Origin of the sequence: Pantoea sp. (assembly GCF_032114055.1) — a bacterium.
In the GTDB taxonomy this organism is placed as follows: domain Bacteria; phylum Pseudomonadota; class Gammaproteobacteria; order Enterobacterales; family Enterobacteriaceae; genus Pantoea.
Map to the genome: position 1 here is coordinate 134671 of NZ_DAMCTB010000005.1, position 14400 is coordinate 149070.

Here is a 14400-nt window from a genome sequence, read left to right on the forward strand (position 1 = left end):
CACCGCTAAAAAATCAGGGAAAGGAATAACCCTTACTTTTAACGCCCAAATATTTAACAAGTCTGCATCATTTGTGCGATGAAATTTAACCAAAGTAATTGCTCACCGGTTTTTAGTATTCAGTCTGCGTCTCCTCTGGTCAGATTGCGATTTTTTAAAAATAACACGCGATGATAAATGACCGGGGCTTATTCCGCTGTCAAAAAATAAGCCACGGCCCGTTGACCTATCGATTTCGCTTAAGCGTCTGCGGCAGGAGAGGCAGGCGTTTTTTTCAGCGCCTGGTAGTCCAGTAACACTCCGGCCAGCACCGCCAGCAGGGCGAGCGTCATGCCCAGCTCAAACAGATAAGTGAGCAGCGGCGAAAGCGCCGTCCACCCCAGTGCATCTATTGCCAGCGCCACCAGCCAGAGCGCCAGGAAGCCGCATCCGGCTGCAAACAGACGATTCGTCCAGCGATAGCCATGAGGATAGTAGCTGCGCGTCAGGAATTTGCCACTCTGCTCCACCTGATTTAGCGTCTGACGGCAAAATAACAGCAGCAGCAGGCCCGGCAGGCCAGCAACCACCGTAAACGCATAAAACGCTGGCCAGCCCCAGAGTTCGACCAGCCAGCCTGCAGCCGGGCCGACGTACACCCTGCCGACCGCCGAAAGCGCAGAGAGCAGCGCAAACTGGGTTGCTGAAAACGATTTGTTACACAGCGTCATCAGCAGCGCGACAAACGCCGCGGTGCCCATTCCCCCGCAGAGATTTTCAACGAAGACCGCGCTGGCCATACTCCACAGGTGTTTATCCGTCACCGCCAGCAGCCAGTAGCCGAAGTTCGACACCGCCTGCAGTACGCCAAAAATCAACAGCGCCCGAAACAGGCTCAGGCGCTGCATCAGCACACCGCCATACAGGGCACCAATAATCGTCGCCAGCAGGCCCAGTGTCTTGTTGACCAGACCGACATCACCGGCATTAAAGCCAACACCACGAATCAGAAATGTGGTGGTCAGCGAGGCCGCGAATGCGTCGCCCAGCTTGTAAAGGATAATCAGGGTGATCAATAACCAGGCATTGTTGCGCTGAAAAAAATCCTTTAGCGGATCGACGACGGCCTGGCGGAGCGAATGGGGCGTTGAGATGCGCGTGTCCGGCTCACTGGCTATGAGCGTGGCGATAATCCCTGGCACCATCATCAGCGCCATCAGCCAGTAGGTTGCCTGCCAGCCCAGATAACGGTCAGCCAGCCATAGCGCCAGTCCGCCAGAAATCAGCATCGCCAGCCGGTAGCCCAGCACGGTAATGGCTGCGCCGCTTCCGCGCTCTTCCGGTGGCAGAATATCCGTCTTCCAGGCGTCGAATACGATGTCCTGTGAAGCGGAACAGAAGGCGATCAGCACCGCCAGCGCAGCCATCAGGGTCAGATCGCGTGCGGGCTGCAGAAATCCCATAGCGAGAATGCCGCTTATCAGAGCCAGCTGGCTAATCAGCAGCCAGCCGCGACGCCGGCCCAGAAACGGTGGCGTATAGCGGTCCATCATGGGCGACCAGAGAAACTTAAAGACATAGGCCTGGCCGACCAGCGAAAAGAAACCGATGGTTTTCAGGTCGACATTATCTACCGTCATCCATGCCTGTAACGTGCCTGATGTCAGCGCCAGGGGCAGTCCGGATGCGAAACCGAGGAGTAACAAGACGGCGGCGTTTTTCTGACGGAAGAGGCGAAGATAGTGATTCATGCGCATCCTGCAGATAACAAATTGCCCTGCACAAGGCAGGGCAGAGAAGAGAGGGTATTAACGGGCGTTCTGTTTGATAAAGTCGTTGACGCTGGTGTCCTGCGCCATATCAGCGATCACGTCACTCATCGTGGCATTCACGGCGTTGGTAATCTTCTGGTTACTGGCGTTAAACGCGCCTTCTACGCTGTAAGTCTGGCGGTAGTTTTTAACCTGCTTGTTGCCGTTTTTGGCAGTGGCAATAATGGAAATGTCCGCTTTGGTGGTAATGCTGTAGCGCACATTGCCCTGTGTCACATCGGCATAAAGGTTGTTGACCACAATCTGCAGATCGACCGCGCCATCAGGACCAATCATATAACCACGCGCAGTCATCTGCTTCTCCAGCACTTCCTGCAGCAGGAAACGCAGATCGCGCGATGGGGTTAAGGTCACTAACTGACCATCACGATTCACTTTTGCCAGCGCCTGATCTTTGCGCTGGTCGGCACCATTGATGCTGACAGTCACGCCCATCAGGCCTGGATCCTGCTGAGGTAACTCAATTTTAGGCTGAATATTCAGGGTAGTATTGCTGCTTGCACAGCCGGCTAAAACAAACGCAGCCAACAGGGGGAATAACAGTTTTTTCAACATACTTTTTCTCGTGGGTGTCAGGGGTTGGTTTGCAAAAACTGCGGCCATCATAGCATTGCCCGGCAGTGAAAAAAGCCCCGCGGCAGGTGAAATTGTGTCTGTAATCGTTTTAAAAGGCTTTGCCGCAGACGGGTTTGCGGTTCATTTAAGGTGGGTTATGATGCGCGCCGTTAACGTGCAGATCACAAATGAAAAATTTACCCTTTGCTGACGGGTAAGCGCACAAAAAGCAACTAAGATTGAATGAGATGGGGCACTGCGCTCGCCATTGAGGAGTAATAGCCATGATTCGCGAACAAATAGAAGAAAAGCTGCGTGTGGCGTTTCAGCCAGCTCATCTGGAAGTCCATGACGAAAGTTATCGTCATAATGTGCCCGCCGGGTCTGAAAGCCATTTTAAAGTGGTTATCGTCAGCGATTGCTTTGCGGGTCAGCGTTTTCTGGCGCGTCATCGCCTGATTTACGGTGAACTGGCAGCAGAATTAGCGGGCAGCGTACATGCTCTGGCTCTGCATACCTACACACTGAAAGAGTGGGAAGGATTGCAGGACACGGTACTGGCTTCGCCGAACTGCCGTGGTGCCGGCACACTTGCCTGATCCCTCTTCTGCTAAACGGCCTGCGGGCCGTTTTAATCCGTTAAGGCGAACAGACCCGCATAATCGCCGTGAATAACGCTGCCCGGACGCACTTGTCAGACTGCAAATGCCAGGGGACCAGCGCGAAATTCAGAGGGGCAGTTAATTCCTTCTGTTTCGGGGAACGTAAAAGAACTATTCAGCACGCTGACTGTTGAATATCAATGCTTCGCCAGCCACTCTGAACGATCTGCTGCCGATTTCAAATCAGACTGAAAATGCCTCTCTGCCCGTTTGTTCCTCTGGCCGACTAAACGCGGTTACCTCCGATATTCTGCATCGCCGTAGTGCCAGACGCATCTCCTCTTCTTCCGCCTTAAATAAACTTCTTATCTCCTTAAAGATATTTCTCTTTCAGTGCGAGCCTGTTCGTCTCTGGCTGGCGTGTCTTCTTTGCAGGCTATCCACAACAATTGTGGGCTTAATTTTATCATGATTTCAACGGAATATTATTATGCTCACTGTCTCTTTGCTCAACCCGCATCACCGTAAAGCAGGACGTCCGCTGCTGCTGGCGCTGGCCTGTGCAGCGGCTTTTCCGGTCGCCGCAGAGCAGGTCATGGTTGTTACCGCGCCGGTAAGCAATCCGGGCCATCTCGTGACCTCCACCCAGACGCCGCGCCAGCCTGTTCCTGCCAGTGACGGTGCAGATTTACTTAAAACTATTCCTGGTTTCTCAATACTGCGTAGCGGTGGCAGCAATGGTGATCCTGTGCTGCGCGGGATGTTTGGCTCGCGACTGACTATTCTGACTGAGGGTGCCACGACTCAGGGAGGCTGTGGCAGCAGAATGGATACCCCCACGGCTTACATCACACCCAAAAGTTACGACACGCTGACGGTGATAAAGGGACCACAAAGTGTGACCCATGGGCCAATGGCTTCAGCGGGCACGCTGCTATTTGAACGTGAGCCTGAGCTGTTCAGCCAGCCGGGAATAAAAGGGTCGGCTAACCTTCTTCAGGGAGCAAATGGACGATCTGACCAGAACGTTAATACTGTTTTTGGTAACAGTACAGGCTATATCCGTTTAGACGGCAACCGCTCAGTTTCGGATGATTACCGTGACGGAGACGGCAACCGCGTTCCGGGCAAGTGGCGTAAATGGAACAGCGGTGTCACCCTGGGGCTGACACCAGATGACGATACGCTGGCAGAACTCAGCCTAGGTGCCAGCGACGGTGAAGCCCGGTATGCGGGGCGAATGATGGACGGCAGCCGTTTCGCACGCAAAAGCGCCGCGCTGAAGTTTGAAAAATATGCCCTGAGTGATCACCTGAGAAAAGTCAGCTGGCAAAGTTATTATAATGACACCGATCATGTTATGGACAATTACAGCCTGCGCCAGCCGACAGGCCCAAAACGTAAAAGTGAAGTCGGCGGCGTCTCTCTGGGTAGCCGGTTGAGCGGTTTCTGGGAGTCAGACTCTGCCCGGCTGACGACCGGAATGGACGTCATGCGTAAAACCCATCGCAAGAAAAATGCCGCAGGCTGGCGCGATGATGCGCAGTTCCTTCAGGCGGGTATCTTCAGTGAGTTTCAGCAGCAGTTAAGCAGCAATAATACGTTTATCACGGGCGCCCGTCTTGACCATGTAAAGGCGAGTGATGAGCGTTCCCAGACTTCCGCATCACGCAGTGATCTACTGCCCGGCGGCTTTATTCGCTTCGAACATACGCTGCCTGATGCCCCGCTTACACTCTACAGTGGAGTGGGTTATACAGAACGTTTTCCTGACTACTGGGAGCTCTTCTCCGGCAAAGCCGGCAAGGCGAGCTTCAGTAAGCTGAAGCGCGAAAAAACAGTGCAGTGGGATAACGGCCTGAGCTTTAATGGAGAGAACGTCAACGCCTGGCTGTCTGCTTATGCTGGCCGTGTTAATGACTATATCCTGTTCGACTACAGCCAGTCTCCCTCCCGGGCCAGCAATACCAACGCTGTGATAATGGGAGGAGAGGCGGGAGCGCGCTGGACGCTGACACCAGAGTGGCTGCTGGAAGGTAGCGTGAATTATGCCTGGGGAGAAAACCGTTCCGACAGTCAGCCGCTGCCGCAGATGCCCCCGCTGGAGGGACGCGCAATACTTACTTACCAGCAGGCTGACTGGAGCACGGGCGTAATGTGGCGTATGGTTGCTCCTCAGCATCGTACCGCAAAGCAAAAAGGCAATGTTACCGGACAGGATCTTGGCAGCAGCGCAGGATTTGGTACGCTGGCCTGGAATGCTGACTATAAGGTCACTAAACAGCTGAATATGAGTATGGGCATTGATAACCTGTTTAACAAAGCCTATAGCGAACATCTTAATATGGCCGGTGTGAAAGAATTTGGTTACTCCTCAGGTCAGAAGATTGCTGAACCCGGACGTACCTGGTGGCTTGGAGCGGAATATCTTTTCTGAGTGAGAGGGCACCCGTGCGGATCTCATCGTTTCGCGGCGCGAAATCATGGGGTAAATTTTTCCTTATGATTTCGCCTGAGCGTACTCATCACATTCTGGCTGATAGTTTATTTTTAAAAAGGCTGTCTATGCGTAAAAGAACGAGCTGACAGGCAAAAGGCATTTAAGATCGACGGGCAGACAGCTGAAACAGAATCGGAACCTCTGAGTGACAGCATACCCTGTTAGGTGGCGGCCACAGCATCATGTTCATATCCGCGTACTGTAAATAAGTCTCTGCCGGCTGTACGGAACCGGAAGAGACTTATTCGCATCGGCGTCAAATGGCAATATCGAATGCCTGTGTTTTTGCCAGTACGCAATAGAGCTGGCAATCATTACTGACATTAAGTTTCTCCATGGCCCTGAGTTTATGGGCGCTGACAGTTTTGTTACTCAGATTCATCTGCTGAGCAATTTGCGTCAGATTAAGTCCCTGACACATCATTCTCAGCACATCGATTTCGCGCGGAGAAAGCTCCTGGTCAGCCTGACTATTATTCTGAAACAGCGCGTTCATCAGCTCACGTTCAATATAGACCTCATCGTTAATGACGGAACTCAGTGTCCGGCTCAGGGTTTTTTCACAGGTATCCCGGCTGATATAGGCCTTTGCTCCAGCCTCCAGCGTCATACGGATAAGCTGCGTATTTTTATAGGGCGAGAGAACAATTATTTTTAACTTCGGAAATTTTCGACTGAGCCATTTAATCAACAGTACGCCATCCATCCCGCTGATTGGATTCGGACCCGGGCTGGTAGCCAGCGAAAAGCCAAGAAAAAGAATATCGATATTCTGCTGCGTCAGCAGCGATACCAGATCGGAAGGGGATGCAGTATCGCCTGCAATATTAATGACGGGGCGAGAAAAACTCTCACTGGGCAGGGCTGGCGTATTCATAATCATCGACATAACGCCCCGGCGAATAATCGTATGCTCGTGGGCGATAGCAATATTGATACTCATAGTCATTTCTCCTGAATAATAGCGATCTGGATGACATCGCCTGATATGAAGAAATATAGTGATTACATTAAGAGGATTCTTTAGTACTTGTCAGATAATTCCGCCTGGGCATGCTCAAGGCGTATTACGCTTTCCTGCATTAACAGAGCAAACCGCTCTGTCAGCGTGGGAATCTGTGCCTCATCGACCAGACCGGCCTGGATAAGATCTGGGAGAGCCTCCATTGCCTGGCACTGTCGGGTGGCTTCCCGCATTGAAAGCAGACTCCATGACGCCTTAAGACGATGTGCCAGCTTAGCCAGCGCCTCTGCTGAATGCGGAGAAGAGCTGAGCTGCAGAAGATCCTGCTGCAGGGCTTCCTGCATCTGATCGCGCATCAGGGTAATCACGTCATGACGCCCATCGGCGAGCTGATAAAGTTCAGTCAGATCACAGGCATCAGCCACTGGCGCAGGGTGCTGCGTCAGCGCCCGCTGTAACTCTTCCAGGGTAAGAGGCTTGCGCAGAAGGGCGTCCATCCCGGCATGCTGTGCCCGATCGTTCTCTTCCAGAAGCGCATTGGCGGTACAGCCGAGGATAATAGCCGGGGCAGGCGCAGTCCCCGCTACCTCTCTTATCAGCAGCAGCATCGACAGTTGATAGCCATCGGTATGCGGCATCTGGCAGTCAGTGATCAGAATATCTGCCGGGTCAGTCGCCAGCCGGGCGAGGGCCTCGCTGGCGTTGCCACAGGCAATCACCTCCTGGCCCAGTTTTTCCAGCTGCAGCCGCAGCACCGTTAAGTTAGCCGGAAAATCGTCGACAATCATGACACGGCGACGCGGCAACGGCAGCGACACAGGCTCAGCGATGTCCCGGGCCTGCTCAGCAGCCGGCTGCAGAGGCAGTAAAACCGTCACTTCAGTTCCCTGGTCTGGCACACTGGTGAAGGTGATTTTACCGCCCATCAGGTCGACTAACTGATGACAGATTGCAAGGCCAAGCCCGCTGCTTTGCGGTGTAGAGGGATCATTCTGGAACCAGGGCTGACCTATCAGTGGCATGGCGTCAGGCGTAATACCGATTCCGGTATCCGTAACGCGCAGTTCAAGCGAGTCGCCCTTTAGTCTGGCACTGAACGTCACTTTGCCTTCTGGCGTGTACTTGATCGCATTGCTGAGTAAGTTCGCCACAACCTGCTCAATCCGGGGTTTATCAAGATAAAACAAGGTATGGCGAGGGATATCCAGTACGGCCTCCCACTGCAACATTTTGGCCGTGGCACTATGCCCAAAGATCTCTTCGCTCGTGTGGAGAATCTGCCAGAGGGAGTGTTGCGCCAGCTCAAGGCGCAGCTCACCGGCTTCGATACGCGAGAGGTCAAGAATATCGCCAATCAGATCACGCAGAGAGCCTGCGCTCTGCCATGCAACCATGAGACTGTTGCTGCGATCTTTTTCCAGCTCAAGGAGTCCAAGCAGCGCATTAAGGGGTGTGCGGATATCATGGCTCATGCGCGCAAGGAAATTTGATTTTTCCTGACTGGCGCGTTCAGCCTGCTTAAGCGCAAGGTTCAGGGCGGCAGTCAGCTCAGCTTTCTCGCTGATATCAACCCAACCCCCGACAATACCCTGAGGTTGTCCGACATTATCGGTATAGCTACACAACCACCAGTAGAGCGTGCGACGGGAGGGAATAACGCACGTTTCTCCGGTAAGCGGCGTGGGCGAGTTAAGTAGCGTGAGGCGGTGGGGAAGCGCAAACTGTTTTGCGAGTTCACCCAGCGGCAGGTTGATAAACAGGCTGCCCTCTTCAGGCGTGTCCGCCAGAAGCGGGGAGCGAACGAACGCATCGTTATAACGTGTGAGACGACCGGAAGGATCACAGACGAACAGCGGGACCGGGGCGTTATTCATCAGCGTTTGCCAGAGCGATAACGCGTTATGCAATGCAGAGGTGTCCCGTGCCCGCTGGCGGCTGCGGCGTTGTGCTGTCTTCCAGATCACCAGCACCAGAAGCGCCATGCAGAACAGGACAATCGCCAGCAGCCCAATCCATACCTCGCGGTTTACAGCGGGGTGATTGTCGTTCAGTGCTGCCAGTGGTTTTGCGCGCTCTCTGAAAATTTCGGCGCGAGTCAATGAGGTCAGTATTTCGGTAACCCGCTGCATACTGGCCGCATCTGACCCCTCAACGACAAACCAGAGCGGAGTACCCGGCAGATCGAGCGGCGTCAGCTGCAGAGCAGTATCTTCACGTTGTCGCAGCGCATAATTCAGCGTATAAGCCTCGCCCGCCAGACCGTTGGCACCGCCCGCCCGAATCAGTTCAAAACCCTGTTCGGGATCTTTTACCATAACCAGGTTTTGCTGCGGCAGCTTCTGGCGCAGTAGCGAAAGGAGGGGCGAATCCTGAATCACTGCGATGCGTCGATGAGTCAGTGCCGGAAACAGGCCAGGTAACGCCTTTTCCTTTGGACTGACCAGGCCCCAGGTTAATGCGTCAAACTCAATCGCGCCCGGTGCTGGCGGTGACTGACTGGCCACGATCTTCAGGCGTACCTGCCCAGGCTGGGCTGGCAGGGAGATAGAGGGCAGGTTCATGCCAAATGTGAGGCTGAAATGATGTGCAGGAAACAGTTTCGAGACCAGGCTATACCACACGCCGTGAATGTGCCCGTCGGCCATCATTTGTACAAACGGGGCTGAAGCAACAGGAAGCAGCACCTGCAACGTCAGGCGAGAGGTCTTTTCGCTGGTTAACAGGTTTCGTGTGCTAAAGACCGTGTCATCCGGAAGAAACCACTTTTCTTCAAGCCAGCGCGCATCTTCAGGATCGATGGCCCGGATATGCGCATTAATTTCTTTAAGCGCGTCAGTACGGTTCGATAGTGCCCAGCCATAAAAATTAAGCGGAGGAAGCGCGTCCTCTGCATTCAGTGAAAACGTGGTGGCAGGCGTATGAACTCTCCACCTTCGCAGAATAAATTCCGGTGCGATAAAGCGGCTGGCGTCACCACGGATGAGCTGCCGGATGCTCTCTTCGGTGGAGGCGGTTTTAGCCGACAGCGAACAGGATGAAGTCAGGTTACCCGGAAGATCGGGAAAGCACAGGGTTCCGCTACTGCCGTTTTCCAGCCTCAAAGCAGCCATAGAAAAACTGATGAGAGGCGCGCTGGCCTGTAAAGACGGCGCTGGCGCCTGGCTGGCAATGACGATATCGATAAGACCCTGCTCCAGAGCTTTTAAACTTTCATCGGCAGAGACAAACCGGTGGATTTCCGGTTTAGGGCTGTGAATGAACATAATGTCGAGTTCATCATCCAGAATACCGGCCGCTTTGCCTGATGAAACGAAAGGCGGAGCGATAATCAGGCCGATTTTCATCGTCGCTATCGCGGGTGGCATACTGATTAATAACAGAAGCAGCAGTGTAATCCACCCTTGCTGGCGCATCTTAACTGCCCAGCCCCAGGCTTTGGGCATACTGGAATAGCTCAAAATCACTTGAAGCGCCGAGTTTTCGCATCGCGCTAATCTTTTGTGTGCTGATCGTTTGTTTTGTGCGCTTTAGCTGTGCGCTAATCTGATTCACAGTGAGGCCGCGAAGCAGCAGTCGCAACACTTCGATTTCTCGCTGTGTAAGCTGAACTTCGGGTTTTACGGGGGCGATAAGTCCCTGGCTCGTGCTGTGTAAACTCTGGATAAGATTCGTCGATAGCGTCGTTTTGCTCAATACGGCGTGTACACCACAGCGACGCAGTGAGGCGAGCAACTCCGGATTCGTTATCATTGTCACGACCACGACCATGCTCTCCGGATAATGGCGGGTAAGCGTTTGCACCATGGTTAAGCCATCCGGGAAGCGATCGCCTGGCATACTCAGGTCGGTAATAATGATATCCACAGGCAACTGTGCCAGCTTGTCCATTACTTCATCGGCGCTCAGCGCCTCATGAACAATCTGATAGCGATCCTGACGAGTCTGCAGAAGCGTGCGTAATCCCAGCAAATAGACGGGGTGGTCATCAGCAATCAGAACGGTTTTTTTCATCACATTTCAGTCATGGTAAAGGCAGAATTCCGGCCTGAACAGTGGCAGGCTAAGCTGCTCTCGCTAACAGAGAATAAAGCCTTAGCCGTTTTAAAGATGATTAAAATACACTATATCAGGCAGGTTTCGCTTAACAGAAGAAAAATTTCACGGCGCAAGGAAATAGAACCGTCTGGCATATAAAACGTCATTTTAAAAAAAATGTGCATTCTGATAGCGTCAGATGGAAATAAACCCGCGACTGACGCTATGTCGATAAATGGCATGGGGCCGATCTGCAATGGCCATATTAATCCGATAAGATTTTTCCAGACACGTTGACCTGATATCTGACAAAGGCTTCCGGCCATCTCCTGTTTTGTCCGGCATGAATTACTTACCCTCAGCGGCTGAAGAGTAATCAGGACATTTCAGGTTAACAATGAAGAAAAAAATAACGAGTGGTTTAAATGCGATTTCCACAGGCCTGTTATTCAGCGGGCTGCTGGCTAGTTCATTAAGTATGGCTGACGTACCCGATGCGGCGTCCCGGATGCCGGATATCAGTCATCAGAAAATCCTTGTAGGTTACTGGGACAACGGCATCGCCGATCGGGGTCAGCCTTATGGCTATGAGTTCCTGAGCCGCTACCAGAGCATCCTTGCCAGCTTATCGCCGGGTAAAAGTCGCCCGGCAGCAGAACAGGAGGATCCAGAGTCAGAACATTGTGGGTCACATTCGGATCATGCTGCTGCACTGGCGGATGAAGCGGGATCACAGCCAGATATCAGGGGACAGAGCCAGCCGCCAGCCCAGGTGCAGGAGGTGAAAGCGACGTTAAAGAAAGGGCAGGTGACGCTGTCGTGGCAGCCTGCTCAGGGTAACGCTGAGGTGACAGGCTACAGCGTCTGGCGGGATCAGGAGAAGGTAGCCGATACCCCGATGACACGCTGGTACGATAATCAGGTCAGGCCGGGTCAGACCTACCGCTATACCGTAACCGCCTACAATGCAGCCAATAATGTTGCCCCTCACAGTCTGCCTGTCACGGTGACCCTGCCTCAACCGCATGTCGGGCCGGACAAACAGGAAAGCCGTATACGGGCTTTTACGCCAGGTCAATCCTATGTGGCAGGTGACAAGGTTCTCTACGGCGGCAAAGTTTACCGCTGCCTGAACGCCCATACCGGCGCCCGCCACTGGGCACCAGACAAGGCGGTTAGCCTGTGGGCCGCTGAATAATAACGGATTCATCGCTGGCCCTGACCGCAGGGCCGTTTTCTGGCAACTCTGATTTCAAAGGCAAATTATTATGCTATCCAACTCTGCAAAAGCCGGGCGTTACGATCGGTTTACGCGCATTCTTCACTGGGTCGTTGCGGTGATCATCATCTATGCCATGAGCATGGGATACATTCTGCATGCACTGGAGGGAACCCGGTGGTTTGCTTTCTTTTCTGAACTGAATATGTCGCTGGCCACCCTTGCGACGCCTGTCATGCTGGTGCGTTTTGTCTGGCGTTTTTTCCGTCCGTCACCCGAACGTCCTGCTTGCATGTCATTACGTAAAAAGCAGATGGTGGCCTTTATTCATGAGGTCCTGTACCTGACCATCTTTGCCGTGCTGATCAGCGGGTTTCTGATGCTGCAAAAGGACTATCACCTGTTTGGTCTGCTGCATATTACTCGTCCTGTCGATGTCCCGGTCATCAACCAGTTCTTTTTCACGATTCATCGCTATAGCTGCATGTTATTGGGTGCCCTTGTGGTGATGCACGTCGCCGCAGTCGTAAACTATTCCCTTAGCGGTAAACCGGAAATCCTGCGGCGAATGTTATAAGTCCTGGGCGGGCGGATGAGCAAGCGAAGGATAAAAGGGGCTTATTCCGCCAGTAAGCGAGGAGGAGCCGGGCAGGCGCATGACAGCTAACAGGCAGCTTATTTTTTGTCCATGAAGGCGCTGTATTTCCAGCTGTTGTTCGAACATAGGTTCTTCACTTTGTGAATACCACGCAGTAAAGGCAGGCAGGAAGGGGGCCTCACAGTGGGCTTCAAGGAGATCAAGCGTACTGATGCTTTGCTGTTCACCCGGGAAAAAAGCCTCTGTATTGCCCTGCCAGTGCAGCGTTCGTTGAGGCATCTCCAGCCTGAAAAACAGACTGCTACCGGTCAGCGCAAAGCGGGCCAGCAGAGACTCCGTGTTTTTTGCCTGCAGCAGTTGCTGTTGTGTCCGGCGCTGATACTGGTACAGGCAGCCCGCCAGAATTGATGAAAAAATCAGGTAGCAATAGGCCTGCCATAACGCAGGAAGCCGTACAGGCATCAGGGCGAAAAAGATCCCATCACGCTGCTGAGTTGCCAGCACCACAATCAGATATTGCACTAACAGTAACAGGCTGAGACTGCGACCTGAAAGCCAGAACACGCTTAAGAGCAGCAGCATAAGCTGGATAAACAGAAAGTTAATCCCCTGCTGCCAGTGGGCGTGAGGAGCAAAAAACAGTGCCAGCTGTAATACCATATTCGCGCCAATCACCAGCCACGTTTGTATATTACCCGCCGACCCATGACGTGACCGGGGCGATTCATCCTGTTCGCGCAAAAAAGGCAGGGTGACCAGCACACCGGCGAGGGTGGAGAGTGACCAGTAGAGCACGTGCAGCGTTGAAACGGGATAGCCGGCCATAAGCAGGCTGAGGCTGAGTAACGCACCGCTACACAAGGTATAGAGGACAAGGAGTATTGCCCAGGTCAGCTCACGCGCAATCGGATGCTGGCTCAGGGGGTGCCATAGCAGTGAGGCACTGTAGCGAGTCACCACAATGGCTAAGGGGTAAGCCGTGATTTCGAACAGTGTAAACAAGCCTGCAAGGAGCAGTGGGTGGCCAATCGTGATACTGATAAAAAGATGTAATACGCCTGAAGTCGCCAGCCACGCAGGCCAGTCACGAAAGGGGGCCAGCCACAGTGTGGCAAACAGTAACACGGTAGGAAACCAGCAGGTGGTAGAAAGGCTCCAGACGTCCTGGCTGCGAAGGCTTAACAGTGCGAGTGAGCTATACAGACCGGAAAAAAGTCCCCAGCGAAGGATGGTGCGCGTCATCGGTGTCTTACCTCAACCGTTATCATATTGTGCAGCATATCGGATAAAACCCACCGCACCCCGTTCCGTCGCGGCCAATGCCAGTAAAAACAATTTAGTTATTCAGCCATGTCGTTTAAAGAGGAAGTTATGCTGATCATTTTCTTTATCTTAATCGGGGCCATTTTGGGTAGTTTCAGCAACGTTATCATTTACCGTCTGCCGCGAATACTTCAGGGTGAGGCCATCTCATTATCCTGGCCTGCTTCACACTGTCCACACTGTAAACAACCCGTGAAGTTTTACCACAACATTCCTCTGCTGGGCTGGTTACTGCTAAAAGGGCGCTGTGCCGGATGCAGACAGGCTATTTCACCGCGATATCCTCTGGTCGAAGCACTCATGGCAATCTTATTCGGCGTTATCGTCTGGCAACAGGGTGTCACGCCACAAAGCCTTGTTGACCTTCTGATAGTGACGCTGCTGGTACCCCTTTTCTTTATCGATCTGCAGACCATGCTGCTGCCGGACAGGCTTACGCTGCCACTGCTTACCGTGGCTCTGCTCTTTGCTGCCAGTGGATACGGCACGGTAACGCTTCCCGTGGCGCTTATTTCGGCCGGACTGGGGTTTGGCCTGCCCTGGCTGCTTTCTTTCGTATTCAGACTGCTGCGCGGGCATGAGGGAATGGGAAGAGGCGACATGAAGCTACTGGCTGGACTGGGCGCATGGCTGGGCCCCATTGCACTGCTTGATATCCTGACTGTGTCCAGTTTGCTGGCTCTGGGCGCGGGCGTAATTTTGCTGCGGATTAAGCCGGGTGTTCCCTTTGCTTTCGGGCCCTGGCTCATCATCGCGGCAACAGGCTGGTTACTGACTGTCCGCTGAAACAGCT

At 53.2% G+C, this 14400-nt stretch carries 12 protein-coding genes; 6 read left to right on the forward strand and 6 right to left on the reverse strand.

What is annotated here, in order from left to right; all coding sequences use genetic code 11:
- Positions 1-239: 239 nt before the first annotated feature.
- Together ampG and RT657_RS10610 are read right to left on the reverse strand one after the other, a co-directional pair.
- Complete coding sequence (gene ampG, locus RT657_RS10605; protein WP_313654383.1) at positions 240-1730, reverse strand: muropeptide MFS transporter AmpG; 1491 nt, start codon at positions 1728-1730, stop codon at positions 240-242.
- A 57-nt stretch (positions 1731-1787) separates the two neighbouring features.
- Positions 1788-2366 carry a lipoprotein gene (locus RT657_RS10610; protein WP_313654384.1) on the reverse strand — a complete coding sequence of 193 codons (579 nt, stop codon included), beginning with the start codon at positions 2364-2366 and terminating at the stop codon, positions 1788-1790.
- Here RT657_RS10610 and RT657_RS10615 point away from each other — a divergent pair.
- The 3 genes from RT657_RS10615 to RT657_RS10625 all read left to right on the forward strand — a co-directional run bounded on the left by RT657_RS10615 (position 2302) and on the right by RT657_RS10625 (position 5405).
- Positions 2302-2577, forward strand: coding sequence for a hypothetical protein (locus RT657_RS10615; RefSeq protein WP_313654657.1), 276 nt, complete (start codon positions 2302-2304; stop codon positions 2575-2577). The two genes, RT657_RS10610 and RT657_RS10615, sit on opposite strands and share 65 nt — an antisense overlap.
- Before the next feature lie 73 nt (positions 2578-2650).
- Positions 2651-2965, forward strand: a complete 315-nt coding sequence (gene bolA / locus RT657_RS10620) for a transcriptional regulator BolA (RefSeq protein ID WP_008924895.1) — start codon at positions 2651-2653, stop codon at positions 2963-2965.
- A 493-nt stretch (positions 2966-3458) separates the two neighbouring features.
- Positions 3459-5405, forward strand: a complete 1947-nt coding sequence (locus RT657_RS10625) for a TonB-dependent copper receptor (RefSeq protein ID WP_313654385.1) — start codon at positions 3459-3461, stop codon at positions 5403-5405.
- Between the two features lie 319 nt (positions 5406-5724).
- Here RT657_RS10625 and RT657_RS10630 read toward each other — a convergent pair whose 3' ends face one another.
- From RT657_RS10630 to RT657_RS10640, 3 genes are all read right to left on the reverse strand, one after another.
- A complete protein-coding gene (locus RT657_RS10630) occupies positions 5725-6411 on the reverse strand; it encodes a response regulator transcription factor (protein ID WP_313654386.1) in 687 nt (228 codons plus the stop codon).
- 80 nt (positions 6412-6491) lie between these two features.
- On the reverse strand, positions 6492-9845 hold the full coding sequence (locus RT657_RS10635) for an ATP-binding protein (protein ID WP_313654387.1): 3354 nt from the start codon (positions 9843-9845) through the stop codon (positions 6492-6494).
- A gap of 1 nt (position 9846) precedes the next feature.
- Positions 9847-10443 (reverse strand): response regulator transcription factor, encoded by a 597-nt coding sequence (locus RT657_RS10640; RefSeq protein ID WP_313654389.1) that lies wholly within the window; start codon positions 10441-10443, stop codon positions 9847-9849.
- 502 nt (positions 10444-10945) lie between these two features.
- Here RT657_RS10640 and RT657_RS10645 point away from each other — a divergent pair.
- Both RT657_RS10645 and RT657_RS10650 read left to right on the forward strand, forming a co-directional pair.
- Complete coding sequence (locus RT657_RS10645) at positions 10946-11665, forward strand: carbohydrate-binding protein (RefSeq protein WP_313654390.1); 720 nt, start codon at positions 10946-10948, stop codon at positions 11663-11665.
- Between the two features lie 70 nt (positions 11666-11735).
- Positions 11736-12263 (forward strand): cytochrome b/b6 domain-containing protein, encoded by a 528-nt coding sequence (locus RT657_RS10650; RefSeq protein WP_313654392.1) that lies wholly within the window; start codon positions 11736-11738, stop codon positions 12261-12263.
- Here the strand turns inward: RT657_RS10650 and RT657_RS10655 are convergent.
- Positions 12258-13526 carry a hypothetical protein gene (locus tag RT657_RS10655; RefSeq protein WP_313654393.1) on the reverse strand — a complete coding sequence of 423 codons (1269 nt, stop codon included), beginning with the start codon at positions 13524-13526 and terminating at the stop codon, positions 12258-12260. The genes RT657_RS10650 and RT657_RS10655 overlap by 6 nt on opposite strands.
- Before the next feature lie 129 nt (positions 13527-13655).
- Here RT657_RS10655 and RT657_RS10660 point away from each other — a divergent pair, with 129 nt between their 5' ends.
- A complete protein-coding gene (locus RT657_RS10660; protein ID WP_313654395.1) occupies positions 13656-14393 on the forward strand; it encodes a prepilin peptidase in 738 nt (245 codons plus the stop codon).
- The last annotated feature ends 7 nt before the right edge of the window (positions 14394-14400 follow it).

Excerpts from the sequence above, each read along its gene's own strand:
- ampG (WP_313654383.1), bottom strand. The coding sequence starts at position 1,730 with ATGAATCACTATCTTCGCCTCTTCCGTCAGAAAAACGCCGCCGTCTTG.
- RT657_RS10610 (WP_313654384.1), bottom strand. The coding sequence starts at position 2,366 with ATGTTGAAAAAACTGTTATTCCCCCTGTTGGCTGCGTTTGTTTTAGCC.
- bolA (WP_008924895.1), top strand. The coding sequence starts at position 2,651 with ATGATTCGCGAACAAATAGAAGAAAAGCTGCGTGTGGCGTTTCAGCCA.
- RT657_RS10625 (WP_313654385.1), top strand. The coding sequence starts at position 3,459 with ATGCTCACTGTCTCTTTGCTCAACCCGCATCACCGTAAAGCAGGACGT.
- RT657_RS10630 (WP_313654386.1), bottom strand. The coding sequence starts at position 6,411 with ATGAGTATCAATATTGCTATCGCCCACGAGCATACGATTATTCGCCGG.
- RT657_RS10635 (WP_313654387.1), bottom strand. The coding sequence starts at position 9,845 with ATGCGCCAGCAAGGGTGGATTACACTGCTGCTTCTGTTATTAATCAGT.
- RT657_RS10640 (WP_313654389.1), bottom strand. The coding sequence starts at position 10,443 with ATGAAAAAAACCGTTCTGATTGCTGATGACCACCCCGTCTATTTGCTG.
- RT657_RS10645 (WP_313654390.1), top strand. The coding sequence starts at position 10,946 with ATGGCTGACGTACCCGATGCGGCGTCCCGGATGCCGGATATCAGTCAT.
- RT657_RS10650 (WP_313654392.1), top strand. The coding sequence starts at position 11,736 with ATGCTATCCAACTCTGCAAAAGCCGGGCGTTACGATCGGTTTACGCGC.
- RT657_RS10655 (WP_313654393.1), bottom strand. The coding sequence starts at position 13,526 with ATGACGCGCACCATCCTTCGCTGGGGACTTTTTTCCGGTCTGTATAGC.
- RT657_RS10660 (WP_313654395.1), top strand. The coding sequence starts at position 13,656 with ATGCTGATCATTTTCTTTATCTTAATCGGGGCCATTTTGGGTAGTTTC.